17 protein-coding genes and 1 pseudogene are annotated in these 23209 nt (G+C 71.7%); 9 read left to right on the forward strand and 9 right to left on the reverse strand.

What is annotated here, in order from left to right; genetic code table 11:
• Window positions 1-124 precede the first annotated feature (124 nt).
• The 3 genes and pseudogenes from ACSEEN_RS19825 to ACSEEN_RS19835 all read left to right on the forward strand — a co-directional run.
• Window positions 125-448 (forward strand): annotated as a pseudogene (locus ACSEEN_RS19825) (ABC transporter ATP-binding protein); the annotation flags it as partial.
• Window positions 449-450: 2 nt separating this feature from the next.
• Window positions 451-3030 carry an ABC transporter permease gene (locus ACSEEN_RS19830; RefSeq protein WP_247865416.1) on the forward strand — a complete coding sequence of 860 codons (2580 nt, stop codon included), beginning with the start codon at window positions 451-453 and terminating at the stop codon, window positions 3028-3030.
• A 20-nt stretch (window positions 3031-3050) separates the two neighbouring features.
• Window positions 3051-3692 carry a hypothetical protein gene (locus tag ACSEEN_RS19835; RefSeq protein WP_247865415.1) on the forward strand — a complete coding sequence of 214 codons (642 nt, stop codon included), beginning with the start codon at window positions 3051-3053 and terminating at the stop codon, window positions 3690-3692.
• Window positions 3693-3701: 9 nt separating this feature from the next.
• Here ACSEEN_RS19835 and ACSEEN_RS19840 read toward each other — a convergent pair whose 3' ends face one another.
• Window positions 3702-4448: a class I SAM-dependent methyltransferase gene (locus tag ACSEEN_RS19840; RefSeq protein WP_440714111.1), complete on the reverse strand. Its 747-nt coding sequence runs from the start codon at window positions 4446-4448 to the stop codon at window positions 3702-3704.
• 29 nt (window positions 4449-4477) lie between these two features.
• On the opposite strand from ACSEEN_RS19840, the gene ACSEEN_RS19845 reads away from it, so the two are divergent.
• Entirely contained in the window at window positions 4478-5746 is a 1269-nt protein-coding gene (locus ACSEEN_RS19845; RefSeq protein WP_440714101.1) for a glycosyltransferase family 4 protein, read from the forward strand.
• Here ACSEEN_RS19845 and ACSEEN_RS19850 read toward each other — a convergent pair.
• Window positions 5657-7405 (reverse strand): MmpA family trehalose lipid delivery protein, encoded by a 1749-nt coding sequence (locus ACSEEN_RS19850; protein WP_440714102.1) that lies wholly within the window; start codon window positions 7403-7405, stop codon window positions 5657-5659. The genes ACSEEN_RS19845 and ACSEEN_RS19850 overlap by 90 nt on opposite strands.
• 72 nt (window positions 7406-7477) lie before the next feature.
• Window positions 7478-8395 carry an HpcH/HpaI aldolase/citrate lyase family protein gene (locus ACSEEN_RS19855; RefSeq protein ID WP_247865412.1) on the reverse strand — a complete coding sequence of 306 codons (918 nt, stop codon included), beginning with the start codon at window positions 8393-8395 and terminating at the stop codon, window positions 7478-7480.
• A 114-nt stretch (window positions 8396-8509) separates the two neighbouring features.
• Between ACSEEN_RS19855 and ACSEEN_RS19860 the strand changes: the two genes are divergently transcribed.
• Window positions 8510-9844 carry a polysaccharide biosynthesis protein gene (locus tag ACSEEN_RS19860; RefSeq protein WP_440714103.1) on the forward strand — a complete coding sequence of 445 codons (1335 nt, stop codon included), beginning with the start codon at window positions 8510-8512 and terminating at the stop codon, window positions 9842-9844.
• On the opposite strand, the gene pgfA is transcribed toward ACSEEN_RS19860, so the two are convergent.
• Window positions 9804-10976, reverse strand: a complete 1173-nt coding sequence (gene pgfA, locus ACSEEN_RS19865; RefSeq protein WP_440714104.1) for a cell envelope lipid trafficking protein PgfA — start codon at window positions 10974-10976, stop codon at window positions 9804-9806. The two genes, ACSEEN_RS19860 and pgfA, sit on opposite strands and share 41 nt — an antisense overlap.
• 35 nt (window positions 10977-11011) lie before the next feature.
• Between pgfA and ACSEEN_RS19870 the strand changes: the two genes are divergently transcribed.
• Complete coding sequence (locus ACSEEN_RS19870) at window positions 11012-12211, forward strand: acyltransferase family protein (RefSeq protein ID WP_440714105.1); 1200 nt, start codon at window positions 11012-11014, stop codon at window positions 12209-12211.
• Window positions 12212-12346: 135 nt separating this feature from the next.
• Here ACSEEN_RS19870 and ACSEEN_RS19875 read toward each other — a convergent pair whose 3' ends face one another.
• The 3 genes from ACSEEN_RS19875 to ACSEEN_RS19885 form a co-directional block, all read right to left on the reverse strand.
• Window positions 12347-12742, reverse strand: a complete 396-nt coding sequence (locus tag ACSEEN_RS19875; protein WP_247865408.1) for a hypothetical protein — start codon at window positions 12740-12742, stop codon at window positions 12347-12349.
• A 72-nt stretch (window positions 12743-12814) separates the two neighbouring features.
• Window positions 12815-17110 (reverse strand): alpha-(1->3)-arabinofuranosyltransferase domain-containing protein, encoded by a 4296-nt coding sequence (locus ACSEEN_RS19880; protein ID WP_440714106.1) that lies wholly within the window; start codon window positions 17108-17110, stop codon window positions 12815-12817.
• 22 nt (window positions 17111-17132) lie between these two features.
• Window positions 17133-17333 (reverse strand): DUF2613 family protein, encoded by a 201-nt coding sequence (locus tag ACSEEN_RS19885; RefSeq protein WP_247865406.1) that lies wholly within the window; start codon window positions 17331-17333, stop codon window positions 17133-17135.
• Window positions 17334-17356: 23 nt separating this feature from the next.
• Here ACSEEN_RS19885 and ACSEEN_RS19890 point away from each other — a divergent pair, with 23 nt between their 5' ends.
• Both ACSEEN_RS19890 and ACSEEN_RS19895 read left to right on the forward strand, forming a co-directional pair.
• The gene (locus ACSEEN_RS19890) at window positions 17357-18577 is read left to right on the forward strand and encodes a glycoside hydrolase family 3 N-terminal domain-containing protein (protein ID WP_440714107.1); all 1221 of its coding nucleotides are present in this window, start codon (window positions 17357-17359) and stop codon (window positions 18575-18577) included.
• A 58-nt stretch (window positions 18578-18635) separates the two neighbouring features.
• On the forward strand, window positions 18636-19241 hold the full coding sequence (locus tag ACSEEN_RS19895) for a TetR/AcrR family transcriptional regulator (protein ID WP_247868118.1): 606 nt from the start codon (window positions 18636-18638) through the stop codon (window positions 19239-19241).
• Window positions 19242-19314: 73 nt separating this feature from the next.
• Here the strand turns inward: ACSEEN_RS19895 and ACSEEN_RS19900 are convergent, their stop codons facing one another.
• A complete protein-coding gene (locus tag ACSEEN_RS19900) occupies window positions 19315-20199 on the reverse strand; it encodes a MaoC/PaaZ C-terminal domain-containing protein (protein ID WP_440714108.1) in 885 nt (294 codons plus the stop codon).
• The gene (locus ACSEEN_RS19905) at window positions 20199-21560 is read right to left on the reverse strand and encodes a 3-oxoacyl-ACP reductase (RefSeq protein ID WP_440714109.1); all 1362 of its coding nucleotides are present in this window, start codon (window positions 21558-21560) and stop codon (window positions 20199-20201) included. Before ACSEEN_RS19905 ends, ACSEEN_RS19900 begins: the two co-directional genes overlap by 1 nt.
• A 208-nt stretch (window positions 21561-21768) precedes the next feature.
• Here ACSEEN_RS19905 and ACSEEN_RS19910 point away from each other — a divergent pair, with 208 nt between their 5' ends.
• The gene (locus ACSEEN_RS19910; RefSeq protein WP_440714110.1) at window positions 21769-23076 is read left to right on the forward strand and encodes an acetyl-CoA C-acetyltransferase; all 1308 of its coding nucleotides are present in this window, start codon (window positions 21769-21771) and stop codon (window positions 23074-23076) included.
• The last annotated feature ends 133 nt before the right edge of the window (window positions 23077-23209 follow it).

Below are 23209 nucleotides of genomic sequence, written 5' to 3' on the forward strand. Positions count from 1 at the left end.
CGTCCCGCCCGTCGAGTTCGAGACCACCCATTGGGCATCCCACGAGGTCGCCCGCTACCCTGAAGACCAGGTTCCGATCGGAACCGGTTCCAGATAACCGAGCCTCCACCAAACCCGGGGCGCTTCACACCGCCCGAGCGAGCTGTCCGGCGGACAGCAGCAGCGCGTCGCGTGCGCCCGCGCACTGGTCGGCCGGCCCGACATCATCTTCGGCGACGAACCGACCGGCAACCTGGATTCGCGCTCGTCCAGCGAGGTGCTCGACATCCTCCGCGCCGCCGTCGACGAGTTCGGGCAGACCGTGGTGATCGTGACCCACGACCCGCGCGCGGCGTCGTACGCCGACCGCGTGGTCTTCCTGGCCGACGGCCGGCTGGTGCACGAACTGCTCAAGCCGACCGCCGACGACGTCTTCGCGGTGATGCGCGGTCTGGGCGAGGAGCACTGACCATGGCCTCCTCCGTCATGCGGAAGGTTTCGCTGAGAAGCCTTGCCGCACACAAACTCCGACTGGTCCTCACGGTGTTCTCGGTGGTGCTGGGCACCACCTTCGTGGCCGCCGCGATGATCTTCACGGCGTCGGTCCAGGGCGCCTTCAACAACATCTTCGACAACGTCGCGCGCGGCGTCGCCGCCGAGGTGACCGCCACCGACGCACAGTCGCCGGGAGTCCCGGTCACCGTCGTCGACGAGCTCAAGGCCAAGAAGGACCAACTCGGCATCGACCGGATCCAGGTGGCCTACGGCGGCTCGGTGACGCTCGCCAAGAAGGACGGCTCCGGTCTGCAGACCGGCGGTGCGCCCAGCGTCGGCTCGGCCTATGTGCCGCCGGACCAGGCGGTCGACTCGGCGGGGATGAAGCTGGTGGCCGGCCGCGCGCCGCAGGCCGAGGGCGAAGTGGTGATCAACAGCTCGGCCGCCGACAAGGCCGGGCTGAAGGTCGGCGACAAGACCGTCGTCGCCCTCGGCGCCGGCACCGCCCGGCCGCTCGAGGTCACCGTCGTGGGCCTGGTCGACATGCCCGCCGCGACCGGCGGCTACGTGAACGTGCAGTTCTGGGAGCCGCAGGCACAGGACCTGTTCTCCGACGGCGAGTACGTCGCGTCCGTCGACATGTCGGCGGTGAAGGGCGTGAGCGACACCACGCTGCGGGATCGGGTGAACGCCCTGGTCAACCCGAAGGACCCGGAGCATCCGAAGGCCGAGCCGGTCTTCAAGGTCCGCACCGGCGAGCAGGTCCGGCAGGACCAGAAGGATGCCGTCGGCACCTTCCTGAACGTCTTCCGCTATGTGCTGCTGGCCTTCGCCGCCATCGGTCTGATCGTGGGCACGTTCATCATCTACAACACCTTCTCGATGATCGTCGCCCAGCGGAACCGGGAACTCGCGCTGCTCCGTGCCATCGGCGCCAGCCGCAAGGACATCTGGCGGTCGGTGCTGCTGGAGGCCTTCGTGGTGGGCGTCATCGGCGGTGCGATCGGCCTCGGCGCCGGTATCGGTATCGCCGCGCTGCTGCAACTGCTCACGTCGTCGTCCGGCGTACCGTCGAACGGTCTGCAGATCGGAGTGTCCGCGATCCTGGCGGCCATCTTCGTCGGCATCGTGGTGACCATGGCGAGTGCCCTGTTCCCGGCGCTGCGTGCGTCGCGGATCCCGCCGGTCGAGGCCATGCGGATGAGTGCCGCCGAGCCCGGTGCGGGTTCGCTGCGGAAACGGACGACGGTCGGCGTGGGCTTCGCGGCGGTGGGCATCGTGGCGCTGATCCTCGGGATCGTGTTCCACGGGGTCGCGGCGCTGCTGCTGATCGGCGCGGCGGCGCTGCTGCTGATCATCGCCGTCGTGCTCGGTGCCCCGGCGCTGTCGCAGCCCGTGGTGGGCGGGATCGGCCGGGTGTTGCAGATCCCGTTCGGCACGGTCGGCAAACTCGCCCGCACCAACGCGATCCGCAATCCCCGGCGCAGCGCGGCGACGGCGTTCGCGCTCACCATCGGCCTGATCCTGGTCGTGATCATCGGCACCATCGGGGCGTCGTTCAAGTCGACGATCGACGCGAGCATCGACAAGAGCCTGTCCGCCGACTTCGTGGTCCGTAACGCGAGCGGTGAGGGCATGTCCGCGGCCGTCGGCGAGGCGGTCCGCAAGGACGTCACCGACGCGAAGACCATCGTCGCCTTCGACATGACCTTCGCCAAGCTGAACGACAAGCAGACCGTGCTCGCCACCGCGATCGGCGGGCCGCTGAGCGACGTGCTCAGGGTGGACACGGTCAAGGGGTCGGAAGACGTCGGCGGTCATGACCTCGCGATCAGCGAGTCGGCCGCGAAGAAGTACCACTGGAAGCTCGGCAGCCCCGTCACGTTCACGTCGACCACCGGCCAGGACGTCGGGGTGACGGTGACCGGGATCTACCAGGACAACCAGGCGCTGGGCGACTGGCGCATCGGTAACGACGCGTTCGACCAGCTCACCCCCGACCAGTCCCAGCGCCGGACCGTGACGGTGCTGGTGCGCGGGAAGAGCGGTTCTTCGATGAGCGCTCTCCGGAAGCAGATCGAGGACTCGGTCAAGCCCTTCCTCACCCCGCAGGTGCAGGATCGGCAGGAGTTCAAGAACGCCTTCTCGTCGCTCATCGACAGCATGATGGCGACCCTGTACGCGCTGCTCGGCCTGGCCCTGGTGGTCGCGGTCCTGGGCATCATCAACACCCTGGCACTGTCGGTGGTGGAGCGCAGGCAGGAGATCGGCATGCTCCGGGCGATCGGTACGAGTCGCGCCCAGCTGCGCCGCACCATCTACCTGGAGTCGACGTACATCGCGGTGTTCGGCGCGCTGCTCGGCGTGGTGCTGGGTCTGGCCATCGGCCTGCCGCTGGTGCACGCGCTGAAACACTGGGGCATCGATTCGCTGAGCGTGCCGTGGTCGTTGATCGTGATCACCCTGGTCGGTTCGGCCGTCGTCGGTGTGATCGCCGCGCTCTGGCCGGCGATCTCCGCGGCGCGGACCAAACCGCTGGAGGCGATCACCGAGTGACGGCCCGGTAAGTTGGGGAAATGACCGATCCCAGCGAGCAGCGCCCGCCGACGCGGCGGATGGATCCGATCGATCCGTCCGCCGCGTTCGGCGCGTATGAGGCGCCGAACTACCGCGAACCCGAGCCGTACGCCGGCACCGCCGCCGGGCCGGCCGCGCCGCCACCGCGGAAGCCGGGCTCCGGCCGCACCATCATGCTGTCGCTGATCGCTCTGCTCGCCCTGGTGATCCTGGTGATTGCCGGGATACTGGTCTTCCGCAGCACCCGGTCGTCCGGCGACGGCTCGGCGGCCGCGTCGGCCAGCTCCTCCGCGGACACCACGGTCTCGGAGGAATCGACGACGACGTCGACCAGCACCTCCACCTCCACCAGCGCGCCGACCCGCTCGACCGCCGCACCGGGCGCGGTGACCTACCAGTTCACCGGCAACGGGAACCTGATCGGCATCCGGTACACCACCTCGTCCGGTGAGCAGCTGGTGGCGGCGGCCGGTGCGCCCTGGTCGGTGCGCACCACCGTCTCCGGCGGCAGCGCCGAACTGAGCGCGATCGTGGTCGGCGGCAAGGTGACCTGCGTGATCATGCACGGCGAGGACGAACTGTACTCGGCCACCAGCACCGGCGGCCCCATCTCGTGCAGCGCATCGGTGCCGACCGACTGATTCGGCGGGTCAGCGTTTGCGCAGCACCAGGACCAGGTTGGTGGCGGCGACCTCGCGGAGCACGGGCACCTTCGCCACCGGCCACGCCCAGTGCGGCAGATAGCGCGGGAACGCGGCCTCCAGGCGGGCGTCGTGCACGGTGCGGGCCCAGGTCAGGCCGGCCCGCGCGGTGATCGGGAACAGCGAGACGCCGTAGAGGTTCTTCGGGATCCGGCGGTGGCGGCGGGCGTACATGCGGGCCGCCCGCTGGCCGCCGAGGTAGTGCGTCAGGCCCATCTCGTGGCCGCCGAAGGGACCCCACCACAGCGTGTAGCTGAGGACGACGGTGCCGCCGGGGCGGGTGACGCGGACCAGTTCGTCGGCCATCGCCCACGGGGTCGGGGTGTGCTCGGCGACGTTCGACGAATAGGCGACGTCCACCGAAGCGGTGCGCAGCGGCAGGTGCTCGCCCTGTGCGCGCACGCAGGTGCGATGGTCGATCCCGGCGGCGTGCATCTCGCCCGCGTCCGGCTCCACGGAGAGGTAGTCGGCGCCGCGCCGGGTGAAGGCGTCGGCGAAGAAGCCGGGCCCGCCGCCGACGTCGAGCACCGACTGCCGCGTCAGCGGCACCGGATGCAGGGCGGCCACCATGTCGGCGGTGTCCTCGGCGAGCGCCGAGTAGAAGCGGTCCGGCGCGGTCTGCTCGTAGCCGAACTCATGCAGCAGCCGTCGGGCACGCGACCACGTGGCGTGACGGGCGAAGGCGTCGGCGGGCACGACTGCCACTCTCGCATATCCTCGATCCGGTGAGCGTTCCGACCGTCGAGGTGCTGCTGCTGTGCTGGCGCGACACCGACCACCCGCAGGGCGGCGGCAGTGAACGCTACCTGGAGCGCGTCGGTGCCGAACTGGCCCGGCGCGGCCTGCGGGTGACCCTGCTGACCGCGCGCTACCCGGGTTCGGCCCGCCGCGAATACCGGGACGGAGTGCAGGTGATCCGGGCGGGCGGCCGCCTCACGGTGTACCCGCGGACCTTCGCGACGCTGGTGGCCGCGCGCGTCGGCCGCGGCCGGCTGCGCGGACGGCGCCCCGACGTGGTGGTCGACACGCAGAACGGGGTGCCCTTCTTCGCCGCTCTCACCGGCCTCGCGCCGACCGTGCTGCTGGTGCATCACTGCCATCGGGAGCAATGGCCGGTCGCCGGGCCGGTGCTGGCGCGGATCGGCTGGTGGATCGAGTCGTGGCTGTCGCCGCGGGTGCACCGGAACACCCGCTATGTGACGGTCTCCGGACCGTCGGCCGCCGAGCTGGTGACGCTCGGGGTCGCCGCGGAGAACATCGCGGTCGTCCGCAACGGCCTCGACCCCCTGCCCGGCGGAGTCGACGCCGCCTCACGCTGGTCGAGCGGAGTCGAGACCACCCGACCGGACGAGCACGCCTTCCCGAATCCGGAGCCGCGCCTCGTCGTCCTGTCCCGGCTCGTCCCGCACAAACAGGTGGAGCACGCCCTCGCCGCGGTCGCCGGTCTGCGGGACCGGGGGATCGTCGTGCACCTCGACGTCGTCGGCGGCGGATGGTGGGCACAGGCGCTGACCGAGGAGGCCGCGCGCCTGGGCATCGACGGACAGGTCACCTTCCACGGCCACGTCGACGAACGCCGCAAGCACCAGCTGCTCGCCGCCGCCGACCTGCACCTGATGCCCTCGCGCAAGGAGGGCTGGGGCCTGGCGGTGATCGAGGCGGCGCAGCACGGGGTGCCGACCATCGGCTACCGGGCGTCGTCCGGGCTGACCGATTCGATCGTCGACGGGAGCACCGGCCTGCTGGTCGACGACGCCGTCGGGCTCACTGAGGCCGCCGCCGCGCTGCTGGCCGACCGGGACCGGCTCACCGCGCTGGGTGAGGCCGCCCGCGAGCGATCCCGCCGGTACTCGTGGGAACTGACCGCCGACGGCTTCGCCGCGGTGTTCGCCGAATTACTGGCCTTAGGCCGCGATGTTCCGTCGCCGCCGCCACACGCCCGCCACGAGACCGACGATGAGGCAGCCGAGCCAGACGGCGTGCGCGGCCAGTGAGGCCGCGACGGTCGCCGGTGCCGGGCTCGGCCACCGCGTGGCACCGTCGATCCGGTAGACGGTCAACCGGTCGCCGCGCAGCAGTCGTTCCCGCGCGGGTAGCGGGGCGGCGTCGTGTGGGCCGGGCCGGGTGTCGTGTTCGACGACCACCCAGCCCACGCCGAGCCGGGCCAGTCGCCGCGGATCGAGTTCGCCGCCGACGGCGTCGAGCACCTGCTGGGTCCGGGCGGGCGGGGCGTCGACGGTGGTGCCGTCGACCACGAGGCCGCTTCCGATGACGACCGGGGCGTCGAGCATCCGCGGCAGCGGGGAGAGCGACGGGGCGTTGTTCCAGGGATAGTCGCGCATCGGTGACGCCGGGAGCACCACCACCGCGCGGTCGCTGCGGCCGATGAGCGCGGTGACCTTCGCGTAGTCGGCCGGGTAGTGGATCGGCCGGAGTGCGCCGCCGACACCCCATGCCAGGTCGGGGAGCGGTCCGACGACCAGCAGCGCGATCACGGCGACCGCGAATCCGGTCGGGACCCAGCGCCGCAGCGCGGTGGCCGCGGCGGCCGCGGCGAGAGCGACGAACGGGACGGCGAGCGCGAGATACTTCTGGGTGTCGCGGAGCAGGCCGGCGCCGGGCACGTGCGCCAGCAGCGCGTCGACCACGTGCAGGCCCGGTCCGGTCGCCGCGAGGGTCACCAGCACGACCACCGAGAGCGCAAGGGCGGCGAGGGATTTCGCGGTGGCCGGAACCTCGGCGCGCTGCCGCCACAGCCAGAATGCGCCGCCCGCGACCACCACCAGCAGGCACGCGGTCGCCGCGGCGGCCCATCCGGAGGTCCGGCTGCCCGGTACCGCGCCGGCGTTCCAGATTCCGCCCAGACCGAGCGCCGAGCCGAAGGTGCCGAGGCCGGGTTCGGCCCGCGCCGCGAACTCCCGGGCGCCGCCGACCCCGGTGGCCGAGCCCGGGCCGAGCGCACTGGTGACCAGCCACGGAAGCGCTGTCACCAGCCAGAGCGCCGCGGTTCCGGCGACCGCGCGCGGTCCCCGTCCGGCGGTCGCCATCGCGAGCACACCCACGATCAGTGCGAGCACCGATCCCGTCGGAGTCAGACCGGCGACGGCGAACAGACCGGCGAGCACCGCCCACCGTCGCCATCCCCGGCGGCCGTCGTCCCCGGCGGCGCAGACGATCCAGCCGAGCGCGGCGTATCCGGTGAGCAGACTCCAGTGGCCTTGCAGAAGACGTTCCGCCACAAAGGGATTCCAGATCCCGGCGACCGCCGCGGCCACGGCGCCGGCCGTTCCGGCGCCGGGCACCAGACGGAGCGCGAGGCGCCCGTAGCCGATGCCGGCCGCCAACAGGCTGAGGGCGATGATCGCCGCGACCAGGAAGCCGCCGTCGAACACGGTGGTCGCGAGTGCGAGCGCCCCGTCCTGGGGGACGGCGCGCGGCGGCGCGTCGCCGATCCCGAACGCCGCGGCCGTCGGCGTCACACGGGGGACGGCGACCGCATCCCGGTGCAGCAGGTAGCCGCCGAAGAGCGGCCAGCAGATGACGGCGGTCGCCGCGGCGCTGACGGCCCAGAGCGCGGCGCGGGTGGAGCGCGGCGCCGACGGCGGGCGGTGATCTCGACCGACCCGCTTCTCCGTCGAGTCCTCGATCATCATGGCGAGTTCCGCGCGGTCATCGTGGACGGTTCCGCATGATCATCGAGAACCCGCAGCACCGTCGAAGAAGGCTCAGTAGTGGAAGGTGTCGCTCGGCGGCGGGCGGTGATCGGGCTCGTCGAAGTCGCTCGGCACGATCTCGTAGGCGCGGGCCAGGTCCAGGATCTTGGTGGCGCGGGCGATACGCGGCAGGTCGGAGCCGTTGCGGATCTCGCCGCCCGCGGCCTCGAACTCGGCGAAGAACTCACGCGCCCAGCTGATCTCCTCCTGCGACGGGGAGAGGCCCTCGTTGACCGCGGCGCACTGGTCGGGGGTCAGGCAGATCTTGCCGGTCATGCCGAATTCGGCGCTGACCGCGGTGGCCTCGCTCAGCTTCAGTCCGGTGGACCCGACCGTCGGGCCGTCGATCGCCGACGGCAGATTCGCGGCCTTGGCGGCGATCGTGAAGCGCGACCGCGCGTAGGCCAGCGTCATCGGGTGCTCGCCGAAGCCGGTGTCGCGCCGGAAGTCGCCGATGCCGAAGGCCAGCCGGAACGTGCCCTTGGCCGCGGCGATCTCGGTGATGCGTTCCAGGCCGCGGGCCGTCTCGACCAGGGCCACGATCGGCACGTTCGGGAGGCGTCGTGCCGTTTCGGTGACGTGATCCACCGACTCGACCATCGCGAGCATCACGCCGCCGATCGAGGTCTTGGCCAGGGCTTCGAGATCAGCCGCCCACCAGGGGGTGCCGAAACCGTTGATCCGCACCCAATCCGAGTGGCCGTCGTTCATCCAGCGGACCACGTTGGCCCGGGCGGAGTCCTTGTCCTTCGGCGCGACGGCGTCCTCGATGTCGAAGACCACGATGTCCGCCCGTGAGCGGGCCGCCGCCTCGAAGCGCTCGGCTTGCGCCCCGTTCACCAGGAGCCAACTGCGCGCCAGTACCGGATCGATGCGCGATCCGACGACGTCGGCGTGGTCGGTCTCGGTGAAGGGTTCGGTGTCGTACATCGAGTCGGCTGCCTGCTGTCTTTCGGTGCGAATGCTTGATCTAGCAGTCTATACGGGGCGGCGCCGGCCGATGGGTGCGCGGTGCGCGCGAGGGTTCAGGGCAGACTTGACGGCATGGCAGACGTCGTCGATCGGGGGGAACCCTTCGACGGAGCTCAGGAACCGCCCTTCGACGGGGCTCAGGAACCGCCCTTCGACGGGGCTCAGGAACAGCACGCGGCGACGGTGCGGTCGCTGGGGGTCGTGACGGCGGGGTCACTGCTGGCGAACCTGCTGGCCTATCTGGTGCAGTTGCCGGCGAGCCGGGTCCTCGGGCCGTCGGCCTACGGCGAGTTCGCGGTGCTGCTGTCCGCGATGCTCCTGCTGTCGGTGCCCGCGCTCGCGCTGCAGAGCGTGGTGGCGCGGGAGGTGGTGCGCGGCCGGCCGGCCGCCGTCTTGTGGCGGCTGATCGCCCTGGTGACCGCGGTCGTCGCCGTCGCCTCGGTGGGCGGCGGTTTCGCCATGATGGGGATCGCTCACACCGGTGCCGCCCCGGCTTTCGCGGCGATGGCCGGGGCCGCGCCGCTCGCGGTGATCGCCGGCGGGCAGGGGCTGGTGCAGGGCGCCGGACGATTCGGGGTGCTCGGGGCCCTGCTGGCCGCGGTCGGCGTGCTGCGCAGCGTGCCGGTGATCGTCGCGGTCCTCGCGGGTGGGGGAGCGGCCGTGGCACTGGCCGCCGGTACCGCCGGAACGGTGGTCGCGGCGGTCCTGGTGGGGATCCTCGCGGGCGGACCACGGGGGGCCCGGCGCGGCGCCGCCGGAGGCGAGCGTGACACCGTCGTATCCGTTGGTCGGCGACCAACGGATACGACGGTGTCACCGCGGCCCGGTCTGGGTGGCGCGGTCCTCTCGGCGTCGGGTGTCCAGTTCGTTATCATCGTCGCGGTCTCGATCGACCTGCTGCTGTCCCGCAGCGTCCTCAGCGCGCACGAGGCCGGCCTCTACGCGCTCGGTGCGGTCGCCACCAAGGCGGCGTTCTGGTTGCCGCAGGCGGTGGGGGTCGTGGTCTATCCGCGCCTGGCCGATCCGGTCCGGTCCGCGGGGGCGCTGCGATCGGCGGCCCGGGTTCTCGCCGCGATCGGGGCGGTCCTCGCCGCCGGTGCGGCGGTCGCCGGACCGCTGGTGCCGGTGATCGTGTCCGCCGACTATCGGCCGGTGGCCGGACTGCTCTGGCTGTTCGCCTACACCGGGGCCGCACTCGCCGTGCTGCAATTGCTGCTGCTGGCCGCCATCGCCGCCGACCGGGCTCGCGGCGGGGTCCCCGCGTCGCTGGTGATCGTCGCCGAGGTCGTGGTGATCGTGACCGTGGCGCACTCGGTGTTCTCGCTGGCGCTGATCGCCGCGGTGAGCGCCACCGCGGCCGTCGCGGTCACCGGTCTGTGGATCGCTCTGTCCCGTCCGGATCGCTGATCGGGCCGGGCTCCGGCTCGAAACCTCCGGCGCCGGCCTCGTGCGACCGCCGCCGCAGCAGCCACCAGCCGGTCCCGAGCAGGACCACCCCGGCGACGCCGCCGGCGATCGGCACCGCGCGCGTCACGACGGTCAGCGGCCGGCCGCGACGCGTGGCCTCCCGGGCGGCGTCGCGCACGGTCTGCGGGTCGGAGGCCAGTGTGGTCTCGATGTTGGTCAGCCCGTAGCCCGCCAGCTCCGGGCTCCGCGCGGTCACGTCGGCGGCGAAGCGGTAGGTCTCATGGATCTGTGCCCGTTCGGACAGGATCACGCCGGTGGCCCGATCGACGTACAGGTCCCGGGTGGCCCGGTGGTGCAGCGTCGCGACCAGTTCCTCGGTCGGCGAGACCCCGGGGAACGTGCCGAACCAGGCCGCCGGCTTCCGGATCACCGCGCGCGGTTCCTGAGCGGAGCCGAAGGGTGGATCCTGCTGCGCCACCGCGAGATCGGTGTCCGGGACGTCGATCACGAAATGCGTCGCCTGCCGGCCGTCGACGGTCTCGGTGCCGACCGCGCGCATCGGGAGTGTGCGCCGGGTGGACGGATCGAAGTACTGCGCACCGCCGGTGCGGAAGCCGAAGGGCAGCACGTAGGTGTAGCCGCGGCGGTCGGGCACCGGGACCGCGGGGCGCTGGTCGGAGTACTGGATCTCCGAGGATCCGGTCGGGGCGGCGGTGGCGCGATCGAGGGTCACCCGGTCGACCGTCGCGTCGATGGTGGCCTCGGCGCACGCCTGCTTCGGCGTCACCTCGCGACCGTCGATCAGGTAGTGCTCCACGCCCAGTGCGGTCCCGGCCTGCAAGGTGACCACGCGGGCGTTCGCCGGCCGGACCGCCAGGATCCGGCGGTGCTGCTGGACGGCGCCCGCCACCACGCGGGCACGCGGAGCGTCGAGCGAACAGCGGTCCAGCAGCTGCGTGCCGTCGGAGCCGTCGGCGACCCACGTCTGATCGATGTCGAGCGGGACCTTGCGGAGCGTGTCCCCGAGGAGCGGGCCGACGGCGACGGCGACGGCGATCAGCAGTGCGCCGAAGAAGATCGCGGTGGGGCCGAGCAGGTCGCGCGTGGACAGGCGCGGTTGCTGGTCGGGCATGAGCCGAGCCTACTGGGCGCTACCCTGGCCCCAGCATGACGACCACGAACACGACCGATCCGGGGGCCCCGGACTACCGGCGCTACTTTCCGCAGCTGGAAGGGATGCGCGCGCTCGCCGCGCTCGGGGTGATGACCACGCACGTGGCGTTCCAGACCCGGGCGATCCAGTGGCCGGTGCTGGGGCCGATCCTGGGCCGGCTCGACCTCGCGGTGGCCCTGTTCTTCGCGCTGTCCGGATTCCTGCTGTGGCGCCGGTACGCCGCGGCCGCACGACATCCGGAGATCGCCGAGCCGCGGGTCGCGGCGTATCTGCGGCACCGCTTCGTGCGGATCTGGCCCGCCTACGCGGTCGCCGTGGTCGCCGTCTTCACGCTGCTCCCGCAGGCGCGGGGCGCGTCGGCGACGGTGTGGCTGGCGAACCTGACGCTCACCCAGGTCTTCGTGCCGCTGACCCTGGCACCCGGACTCACTCAGATGTGGAGCCTGTCCGTCGAAGTGGCCTTCTACCTGCTGCTTCCGGTGATCGGCTATGCGCTGATCGCCGTGCGCGGCGATCGCGCCCGGTGGCGTATCCCGATTCTCGCCGGGCTCGGCGTGCTCAGTCTCGGCTGGGCCTGGGTGGTGGGTGCGCTGTCGCTGCCCGCCGGTGTCGAGGGCAAGAACTGGGTCTTCGGGCACCTGCCCTGGTTCCTGGCCGGCCTGATCCTCGCCGAACTGACGGCCACCGTCGAACTGTCGCGTCCGTCGCCGCTGGTCCGGCGGGTCACGACACTCTCGGCGAACCGCCCGTTGATGCTGGTCGTGGCCGTGGTGGCGTACGGCCTCGCCTGCACTCCGCTCGGCGGCCCGGTCGGCCTCGGCGACCTCTCGAATCGGCAGTACGTCGGCAAGATCGTCTTCGGCGCGGTGGCCGCCTACGCGGTGCTGGCGCCGCTGGTCTGCTCGGCCGGCCCGTTCCGGCTGCTCGACTCCGGACCGATGACCGCGATGGGCCGCTGGTCGTACGGCATCTTCATCTGGCACCTGGCGGCGCTGACCTGTGTCTTCGGGCTGTTCGGCATCACCGCCTTCGACGGCCACTTCGCCACCGTGTGGATCCTGACCGCGGTGCTGACCGTCGGGGTGTCCGCCGCCAGTTACGCCTTCATCGAGGACCCGTGCCGCCGGTGGCTGGTGAACTGGGAGCGCCGCCGCTCGCCGTCGCCGCCCCGCCCGGTCCCGATCCCCGACTGAGCGATCCCGGCCGCCGCGCCACTGCCCGGATTCCATCCCACCACCTCGATTCCGTTCCGCCACTCGCAATGAAGCGTGTGCGGGAACGGAGAGCGTATGGGGGAACCGAAAGCGTGTGGGGGGACGGACTGCGGATCAGGGGTAGGCGAAGCAGAGGCCGCCGGAGCCGTAGCCCTGGGTCACCCGGACCTTGGTGAGCGTGGACCGCTGGCCGTTCTGCACGGCGTAGATCGTCCGGAGGCCCTGGCGCTTGGGCCACCAGGTGACCGCGGCGTTGCCGCCCTGGGCCATCGCGCGGCCGATGAAGAGCGGCTTGTAGCCCGGGCCCTTCCAGTCGTAGAAGCTGACCATGCCGGACGCGTTGACCGGGACGGTCATGCTGTACGAGCAGCCGACACCGTGGTTGATCGAGAAGAAACCGATCCCCGGATCCACCTTCCCCTGCGGTGCGGCGTGCGCCGGGGCGGCGGCCAGCGTCAGGGCGGCGGCGGCGGTACATCCGGCCAGGACGGCGGCCTTGACTCGCGACATCGGTGTTCCCCTCGGCTCAGACAGCATGTCGCTACGCATTCTGCCCTGTCGGGGCCGTCAACGACAGCGAATCTACTCACGCGGCGGCACGACGGTCCCGGCCACCAGCACGGTCAGGGCGAGCAGTGCGGCCGCCTGCGGGAGGGCGTCGTACCCGGTGTACGGCGTTCCCGAGTTCCAGGGGCCCGCCGCCAGAGCGACGGTGGCGACGGACATGGCGGCGAAGACGGTCGTGACGCGGGCGGCGCGGTGGTTCCTGAGCGGAGTCGAGGGGCCCAGCCGGGTCGTGGCCAGGCCACCGAGCGCGGCGATCCCGAGCCCCCACCAGCCGGTGAGCAGCCAGGCGGCGGCGAGTCCGGCGAGGGCTGCGCAGGCTCTGGGTGCTGCGCGGTCGAAGGACACGTGGTCGAAGAATCGACGTGGTCTCGTCCCTGCGGGTCGAGGTGCGGGTCGAGGTGCTGGCCGAGGCCGGGTCGGGGCCGATCCTCTCGAGATTCGACGCCGGGGCCAGAACGCCGCGACGAACAGCACGACCAGCAAGATCAACCCGACCAGCAACGACCACCGATACGGTGTGTCGGCGTCGTAGGTGAGAACGACGGTGCCGGCGGCGCCCGCCGGGACCACCCAGCCCTGCTGCCAGCCGTCGACCACGACCGGGGTGAGGGGCTGGCCGTCGAGCCGCGCGGTCCAGCCCGGGTTGGTGCTCTCCGGCACCGACAGCAGGCGCGCGGCGGTGCCGGACGTGACGGTGAGGGTGCGGTGGGTGGCGCGCCATTCGCCGACCGGCGGGGCGGTGGCCGGCGCGATCGCGGCGGGGGTGCCCGCGGCGAGGTCGACGGACTCGACGGTGAACGCGCGGCCCGGGTTGACGGCGATCTCCTGGCGGCCCGCGCCGAGGTCGATCGGCGGGCCGGGGCACGGCTCGGCGACGACCGGCCGGCCGGCGGCCAGGTCGCCCGCGGTGGTGTGGACCTGCAGCCGGATCAGGCGGCCGGCCGCGGTGAGTCCGAGCCCGAGCGGCCCGGACGGGTCGGTATCGCAGCCGATCACGACCGGCCGCGCCGGATCGAAGGCGCGGGCGGGCGGCGCGCCGATCACCTGGACCTCACTGATCCCGGCCGGTGCCGGGGTGGTGAACCCGAGGTCGTTGGTGTCCAGCAGATCCGCGGTCTTGACGACGGTGATCGCCACCGTGTCGGTCCGGGCGGGCGTCAGCCGCACCGTGCCCTGGTCGTCGACCTTCGCCTTCTGCGGGCCGGTGCCGAGGTCGACGCTCACCTCGGTGGGTCGCGCCGGATAGCCGTCCGCGGTCCGCAGCCGCAGCCCGGATACCTCCGCGGGAGCGGGCAGATGCACGGTCAGCGTGGGCTTCTTACTCTTGCGATCGGTCGGTTCGGGCGCGATCCAGGTGGTGTCCGGATCGCCGTCGACGGCCGCCGCGGCGCTGCCGCGCACATCGGTCACCGACGACGGCCCCTCGGTGCGGAGCGCACCCGGCTCGTCGAGCAGCCCGTTGAGCTCGGCCCCCGGGACCGGCCGCAACACCACGGTCGGGGTGACGGCGCCCGGCCGTGGCACCCAGAGCGACCGCGTGAACAGGCCGGGGGTCTCCGAATCCAGACCGAGAGCGGCCGCGCAACGGACGCGCCCGGCGGCGCCGTCGTGGAACTCGGTGACGCACGCCGAACGCCCGGTGAGTTCGGGGCCCAGGACCCAGCCCTGGACGTTCCCGGCCGTCTCGGGGAGCAGCACCTGCTGCCGGATCGCGATCGGCGCGTCGGTGTACGCGTCGGACAGGGCGACGCCGGCGAGGGCGAACTGGTTACCCGCGGTGCCGTCGGCGGTCTCGATCGCCCGGATCTGCACGTGGCGGGTCGGCCCGGACGGCGCGAGGATCCGGACCGGTTCGCCCGGCTTCACCCCCTGTGCCACGGCGCTACCGGCATCGGTGGTGACCAGGAGGGAGGTCACGTCGGGGCCGATCGCCCTGGCCGTCGTCACCGTCACCGCCAGGTTCGACACCGGCTCGGTGAAGTCGATCTGCAACCATCGTCCGACGGCGGAGTCGAGGCCGCGGCTGACCCAGGCGGTGCGCGGGTCGGCGTCGAACGCGGCGGCGGTCGACGTGGCCGGGGCCGTCTGTCCGGGCTGGGTGGCGTCGGCGGCCGAACCGCTGGAGGTGACCCGCACGCGGCCGGGCTGCCCGTCGAGCAGCCATTGCGCGACCACCGGCGGCTGCCCGGCCACCGGATAGTCGGCGGCGGCGTTCTTGGTGAGCCGTGCGTCGTCGGGGGACCGGATGGCCGACGAGTGGTCGTCGACCCGGCCGAAATCGGTCTCCCGGAGCACCGGGGTGTCGGTGATGATCGGACCGGGGCCGTCGCCCAGACCGGCGGCGCGGGCGTCGGCGGTCAGCAGGCTCGGCCCGAGGGGCGGTAGTCCGCGGCGGGCGCGGGCGTCGTTCACGGCGAGCAGCGCTTCGGCGCCGCCGGTGACGCGCGGCACGTCGTTCAGGGGTGTCAGGCGGGGCCCGGTGCCGGTCGCGCCGTCGACCCGGTAGATGGTGACCGCGGGCAGCGCGGGCCGCAGCCCGTTGTCGACGACGAAGCCGTCCGCGGCCGGCGGCGCGGTGGGCGGCCCGAAGGTCTTGACCGGCGTGATGCCCGGCGACTCCGCGAGCGCCTGCGCCACCAGCAGCGGGCGGGCCGACCGCGACGACGACGGGTCCAGATCGGCCCGTAGCACCAGGTACCCGACCCCCTGCTCGGCCAGGGTCGGTGCGAGTCCGGCCGAGCCGCGGCCGTTCGCCAGCGCGCGCTGCACCGAATCGAGAGCGCGAATGGCCCCCGGCGGGGTCAGCGGGATCGCATCGCGCACCGCCCACGGCGTCCTCGCCAGCGGTTGCAGCGGCTCGTCGTGCGTGGAGCCCCACAGCTGATCGGCGAACGGCGCACCGGGCACCAGCAGCGCGCGCGGCGGCGCCGGGTCGCCGTGCGACTGATCGGCGAGCCAGTCGGCGGTCTCCCGCCAGTACGACGGGATCGCCCGGTAGCTCCCGGCCCCGGCGATGCCGCCGGTCCAGGCGAGGGTGCCCGTGCCGATCGCCGCGACCACGACCACCAGCGCGGCGGCGAGGCCGCGCTGTGCCGCGGCCGAGCCGTTCACGGCGCGCCACGAGACGGCGCCGACCGGGATCCGGACGCGGGCCAGCAGGTGCGCGATGCCGAGGGCCAGGGGGATCCGCAGCAGTGGATCGAACTTGTGCAGATTGCGCAGCGGTGCGCCCGCGCCGTCCAGGAAGTCCCGGTACGCCGCCGCGAGCGGTGAGCCGAGGGCGCCCGGATAGCCCAGACACATCAGGACCAGGCCGGCCACCAGGATCGCGACCAGCCGCCGCCGGAACGGCATCCTCGACATGGCGAGCCCGGCCAGCCCGGCCGCCGCCAGCAGCCCGGTCGCCAGCACCGCCGCGGGCTGCGAGACCAGGACCGCCCCGGCCGCGCGCTCGTCGGACACGAACGGCGTCCACGAACTGGTGCCGCGCAGCACCTCGGTGAGCGAGGTCCACTCGGTGGTGACCCGGGACGACTCGATGAAGTCGAGGAACGGCGGCGAGAGCCGGGACATCAGCAGCAGTGGCACCAGCCACCACAGGCAGGCCAGCGCCAGGCCGAGCGCCCACCACGCCCCGAACCGCAGCCGACGGCCCAGATCGGAGTCGCGCCGGAGCAGCCCGAACAGCCACCATGCCGCGGCGACCCCGGCCGCCGCGGCCGTCGCCACCGCGTTCACCGCGCCCATCAGTGCCACCGCGCACGCCGAACGCAGCGCGTTCTGCCAGAGCGGACGCGTGTCGGCGGCGTCGAGTGCCCGCACCATCGGCACCAGCACCCAGGGCGCCAGCATGAAGGGCAGGGTCTCCGACGAGATGCTGCCCAGCGTCGTCAGCACCCGCGGCGAGGTCGCGAAGATCGCCGCCGCCAGCAGCCGCGACGGGTACGACCCGACGCGCAACGCCTCGGCCAGTCGTACCAGCCCGGCGAAACCCACGGTCAGCAGCAGCGCCCACCACAGCCGCTGGGTCACCCAACCGGGCAGCCCGGCCAGGTCGCCGAGCGCGAAGAAGAGGCCGTGCGGGAAGAAATAGCCGTAGGCCTGATTCTGGATCTGGCCCATCGGGGCGTCCGGCGACCACAGGTGCAGCGCCCGCGAGAGGAAGCCGAACGGATCGGCCGTCAGATCGAGTTTGGTGTCCGGCGCGATCCGCCCCGGAGCCTGCGCGAACGAGACGACGAGCGCCACCAGAGCGGCGAGAGCGAGGTCGCGGCGGGTGAGCAACCGGTCGCGCGGCGATCCGTCGGCCACGTCGGTACCGCCGGGCGCGGGCTCAGTTGTTGTCGTCGGACGCCCCACCGCGGGTGCCGTACTGGACGGAACCCTGCAGGAAACCGTCGTTGGCGTTGAAGCTGTTCACATCCGTGGAGGGCTTGTTCTCCGCCGCCAGGGAGCCCCCCAGAAAGACGGCGCCGACGCCGACGATGACCCCGGCCACCGCGGCCACGGCCCCATAGATCAATCGGTCACGCATGGGCACCAAGCTACCATTCGCCCATGAGGAAAACCCCCAGCTACTCCTCCCGCCGGGCCGCCGGGCGCCGGCGCGCGGTGGTTCCCGCGCTGGCACTTGCGACCTGTGTCACGGTCGTCGCCGCCTGCACGACGCACGGCGAGCCGGTGGCCGCCGAACCGTCCGGGACGACCGCGACCTCGTCGACCACGACCTCGGTGGCGGGCAACTCCGGGGTGGTGCCGCCGCGCTGCGGGGCGCCGGAACTGGCGAAGATGTCGCTGCGGCAGAAGCTGGCGCAGCGCCTGGTGGTCGGCGTGACCGGATCCGCGGACGCGCGCCAGGTGATCAAGACGGAGAAGATCGGCGGCATCTTCATCGGCAGCTGGACCGACATGTCCATCCTGAGCAGCGGGGACGCCGCGACGATCGCGAAGTCGTCGAGCATTCCGGCGATGGTGACCGTCGATCAGGAGGGCGGCCGGGTGTCCCGGCTGAAGTCGCTCGGCATCGATCTGCCGTCGGCGCGGTCGGTCGCGGCGAGCGGTGCGTCGGCGCGGCAGGTCCGTGCGCAGGCCAAGGCGGCCGGCGAGAAGATGGCGAAGCTCGGCATCACGGTCGACTTCGCGCCGGTCGTCGACGTGTCCGACGAGAGCGACGACGAGGTGATCGGCGATCGGTCGTACTCGAACGACCCGGCCGTCGTCACCGAGTACGCCGGCGCGTTCGCCCGCGGGCTGCAAGACGCCGGAATCATGCCGGTCTACAAGCACTTCCCCGGCCACGGGCACGGCTCGGGCGACTCGCACACCGGCGTCGTGAAGACCCCGCCGCTGTCTGAACTGGTCGAATCCGACCTGGTGCCGTACCGGACGCTGCTGCGGGATCCGGGCGACGCTGGAGTGATGGTGGGGCACCTCATCGTGCCCGGACTCACCGGGCCGGAGACTCCCGCCAGTATCAGCCCGAAGGCGATCGGCATGCTCCGCACCGGCAAGGGATACGACGGTCCGGCGTTCGACGGCGTGGTGTTCTCCGACGACCTGTCCGGGATGAAGGCCATCAGCGACAAGTATCCGATCGACCAGGCCGTGCTCAAGGCGTTCCAGGCCGGATCGGACATCGGGCTGTGGCTGAGCACCGACAAGGTCTCGGCCGTCCTCGATACGCTCGAGGCCGCGGTGAAATCCGGTAAGCTGAACGCCGCGCGCGTCGATGATTCCGTCGTGCGGATTCTGCGGGCCAAGGGCGTCGTCCACTGCTGATCGCCGAGCGATCGTTCGGGTGCGTGACCGCGGCACCTTACCAAATGGTAAGTTGAGGATCATGCCCGGAACCAAGCGGCTGCCGAGGGCGGTGCGCGAACAGCAGATGCTCGACGCCGCCATCGCGGAGTTCGCCGAGTCGGGATTCACCGAGACCTCGATGGACTCCATCGCGGCGCGTGCGCAGATCTCCAAGCCGATGCTGTACCTGTACTACGGGTCCAAGGACGAGCTGTTCACCGCGTGCATCACGCGGGAGTCGGGCCGGTTCATCGAGGTGATGAGCGCGGGCTTCGACCCCGCGATGCGGCAGCGCGATCAGGCCCGCGTCCTGGTCCGCGAGTTCCTCAAGTACGTGCACCAGAACGCGCAGTCGTGGCGGGTGCTGTACCGGGTGGCCAGCGGCACCGCCGGCTTCTCGGTGGTGGTGCAGGAGGCGCGGGCGCAGATCACCGAGATGATCACCGAACTGATCCGCCGCGGTACCACCGTCGAGGGTGCGTCGGACATCGACTTCGAGCTGACCGCCGTCGCGCTGGTCGGCGCGGCCGAGGCCGTCGCCGATCGCGTCTCCGAGGGCGACGTCTCCATCGACACCGCGACCGACCTGCTGCTGGGCATCACCTGGCGCGGTCTCCGCGGTGCCGGCACCGGCGAGGTCTGACCCGCAGCATCGGAAAAGCGCGTGCCGCGGGGAGAGCCCCGCGACACGCGCTTGCCGGATCGCCGCCCGCGGACTAGCCGCGCGGCGTCAGGGTGCCCGTCAGGTGCGGGTACCCCTTCTTGCGGTTGAGGATCGAGACCTCGAAGCCGTCGTCGGTGCGCTTCGTGTAGAGGTTCACCTTGGCCGGCAGCAGGATCGGCTTGCCGAACCGCACCGAGTAGACGACGGCGTCCGGAAGCTGTGCCTCCAGGTTGGCGATCGCCGCGGCGGAACTCCACATGCCGTGCGCGATGGCCCGGCTGAACCCGAACAGCTTGGCCGAGAGATCGGCCATGTGGATCGGGTTCCGGTCGCCCGAGGCGGCCGCGTACCGGCGGATCAGGCCCAGATCCACGCTCAGCACCCGGTCGGGCGGCGGCGGGGTGGTGTCCTTCGGCGCGGGGCCGCGCTCGGCGTCGGACAGGCTGGTGCACTGCTGCTTCAGGAACGTACCGGTCTGCATGGCCACCAGCTCGCGGCCGACGTAGAACTCGCTGATGACGTCGATCAGCATGCCCTTGCGGTGCTCGCGGAGGTTCTCCGCGTGCGTCGCGATGGTCAGCGGCTCGTCGACGCCGATCTGCCGCAGCCGCTCGATCCGGTTCTCCGCGTGGACCGCGCCGACCGCCGCGAACGGGAAGTCGTCGGCGACCATGACCTCCATGGCCAGCGGGAACTGCAACACGAACAGGTAGGTCAGCGGCAGCTGTGCGCCGTACTGCAGACCCGTGGTGCGGCAGTACTCGCGCAGCCGGTCACGGTTGACGCGGATGTTCTCCACCCGGTAGACGGTGTCGGGCACCGTCGCGTCCGGGGCGACCCGCGAGGGCTTGCCGAAGACCGGCAGCAGGGCGCCGACGGCCTTCGGATACTGCGTCGCCGCCGACGGGACCTGCGACAGGGTGACGGTCTTGCTCATCAGGCACCCAGCAGGCTCTGGCCGCAGACGCGCACGACGTTGCCGGTGACCGCATTGCTGGCCGGGCTGGCGAAGTAGGCGACGGTCTCGGCGACGTCGACCGTCTGGCCGCCCTGCTGCAGAGCGTTCATCCGGCGGCCGACCTCGCGGGTGGCCAGCGGGATCGCGGCGGTCATCGCCGTCTCGATGAAGCCCGGGGCCACGGCGTTGATCGTGATGCCCTCCTTGGCGAGGATGGGCGCGTAGGCGTCGACCAGGCCGATGACGCCGGCCTTGGAGGCGCCGTAGTTGGTCTGGCCGCGGTTGCCCGCGATACCGGCGATCGACGACACGTCGACCACGGCGCCGCCGCTGCGCAGCGCCTTGCGGGCCACCAGCTCGTTGACCAGGGTCTGCGGGGCGATCAGGTTGACGGCCATCACCGAGTTCCAGCGGCCGGCGTCCATGTTGGCGAGCAGCTTGTCGCGGGTGATGCCTGCGTTGTTGACGATGATGTCGAGACCGCCGTGGCGGGCCAGGACGTGCTCGGCGATCTTCTCGCCGGCGTCGGCGGCGGTGACGTCGAGGGGCAGTGCGGTGCCGCCGACCTTGTTGGCGGTCTCGCTCAGGGCCTCACCGGCGGCCGGGATGTCGGCGGCGATCACGTGGGCGCCGTCGCGGGCCAGGACCTCGGCGATGGTGGCGCCGATGCCGCGGGCGGCGCCGGTGACCAGCGCGACCTTGCCGGCCAGCGGCTTGTCCCAGTTCTCCACGCCGGCGCCGTTCTGGGCGTCGACACGGATCACCTGGGCGTCGACGTAGGCCGACTTGCCCGACAGCAGGAAGCGCAGCGTCGACTCCAGGCCGCTCAGGCCGGTCTTGGCCTTCGGGTGGACGTAGACCAGCTGGGCGGTGGCGCCGTCGCGCAGTTCCTTGGCGATCGAGCGGGTGAAGCCCTCCAGCGCGCGCTGGGCCACCTGCTCGTCCGGCGAGGCGGCCAGCTCCGGCGTGGTGCCGAGGACGACGACGCGCGCCGAGTTGCCCAGCGAACGCATGATCGGGGTGAAGAACTCGAAGAGCTGCTCCAGCTCGGCGGCGCAGCTGATGCCGGTCGCGTCGAACACGGCGGCACCGAGCTTGTCGGCGCTGCGGCCGTCGGTGTTGTTGACGACGAGGTCGTACTCGCCGGCCGCGCTCAGCAGCTCGCGCACCGGCTCGACCAGACGGCCGAAGCCGCCCAGCAGGACCGGGCCGCCCAGCGGCGGCTGCGACGGCGAGTAGCGGCGCAGCTTCGGCGGCTGCGGCAGGCCCACCTTGCTGGCGAGGAAGGCGCCCGGGCCCGAGTTGACGAAGGATGAATACAGATCATTGCTGCCGGCCACGACAGTCTCCTTTACAGGTGAGGTCAGGTTGCGCTCGTCGTCGAACACCGTGGTAACCACGACGTTGTGATGATCTTCGCAGGTACCGGGGTCGACAACGAACTTACTCCTTAGTAAGAATAGTCACAGACGGTGGCCGAGTCGATACGCTCGACCTGGCCGAAGGCAAACCGCCGCCGAGAACATCGCCAGAAACAGGAGCATTCCCGTGGCCTCGTACACCCCCCGCAAGCCGGAGACCAAGCAGACCCGTCCGGTCGCCATCCTCGGCGGCAATCGCATTCCGTTCGCCCGTCAGGACCGCGCCTACGCCAAGGCCAGCAACCAGGACATGTTCACCGCCGCGCTGCAGGGCCTGGTCAGCCGCTTCCACCTGCAGGGCGAGCAGCTCGGCATGGTGGTCGGCGGTGCGGTGCTCAAGCACTCGCGCGACTTCAACCTGGTCCGCGAGTGCGTGCTCGGCACCTCGCTCTCCCCGTACACCCCGGCGTTCGACGTCCAGCAGGCCTGCGGCACCGGCCTGCAGGCCATCAACTCGGTGGCCGACGGCATCGCGCGCGGCCGCTACGAGGTCGGCATCGGTGGCGGCACCGACACCACGTCCGACGCCCCGATCGGCGTCTCCGAGGACATGCGCCGCCAGATGCTCGAGGTGAACCGCGCCCGCACCACCCCGGACCGGATCAAGGCCGCCCTGGCGCTCGTCACCAAGCTCGGCATCGAGATCCCGCAGAACGGCGAGCCGCGCACCGGCCTGTCGATGGGCGAGCACGCCGCCATCACCGCGAAGGAGTTCGGCGTCTCCCGCGCCGACCAGGACGCCCTCGCCGCCGCCAGCCACCAGAACATGGCGAAGGCGTACGACGACGGCTTCTTCGACGACCTCATCACGCCCTTCCTGGGCCTGACCCGCGACGAGAACCTGCGCGGCGACAGCTCGGTGGAGAAGCTGGCCAAGCTCAAGCCGGTCTTCGGCGTCTCGCTGGGCGATGCCACCATGACCGCGGGCAACTCGACGCCGCTGACCGACGGTGCGTCAGCCGTGCTGCTCTCGTCCGACGAGTGGGCCGCCGAGAAGAGCCTCCCGGTGCAGGCCTACCTGGTCGACACCGAGACCGCCGCCGTCGACTACGTCAACGGCCCCGACGGCCTGCTGATGGCGCCGACCTACGCGGTTCCGCGCCTGCTCGAGCGCAATGGCCTGACCCTGCAGGACTTCGACTTCTACGAGATCCACGAGGCCTTCGCCTCCGTCGTGCTCTCCACCCTGGCGGCCTGGGAGTCGGCGGAGTACTGCAGCGAGCGCCTCGGCCTCGACAAGCCGCTCGGTGCGATCGATCGCAGCAAGCTGAACGTCAAGGGCTCCTCGCTCGCCGCGGGTCACCCGTTCGCCGCCACCGGCGGCCGGATCATCGCGCACACCGCGAAGCTGATCAAGGAGAACGGCGGCGGTCGTGCGCTGATCTCGATCTGCGCCGCCGGCGGTCAGGGCGTCACCGCCATCGTCGAGGGCTGATCTAGGTGTACTTCCCCGACACGTTGTGAACATCTGAGGTGAAGTGAAGACCTCCGGGCAGGATGTGGGTTACCACACTGACATCAAGCCACGGAGGTCTTCATGGTCCACGCTAACGCACCCTTGACGCCGG

Source organism: Gordonia marina (assembly GCF_052036135.1).
Classification (GTDB): Bacteria; Actinomycetota; Actinomycetes; order Mycobacteriales; family Mycobacteriaceae; genus Gordonia.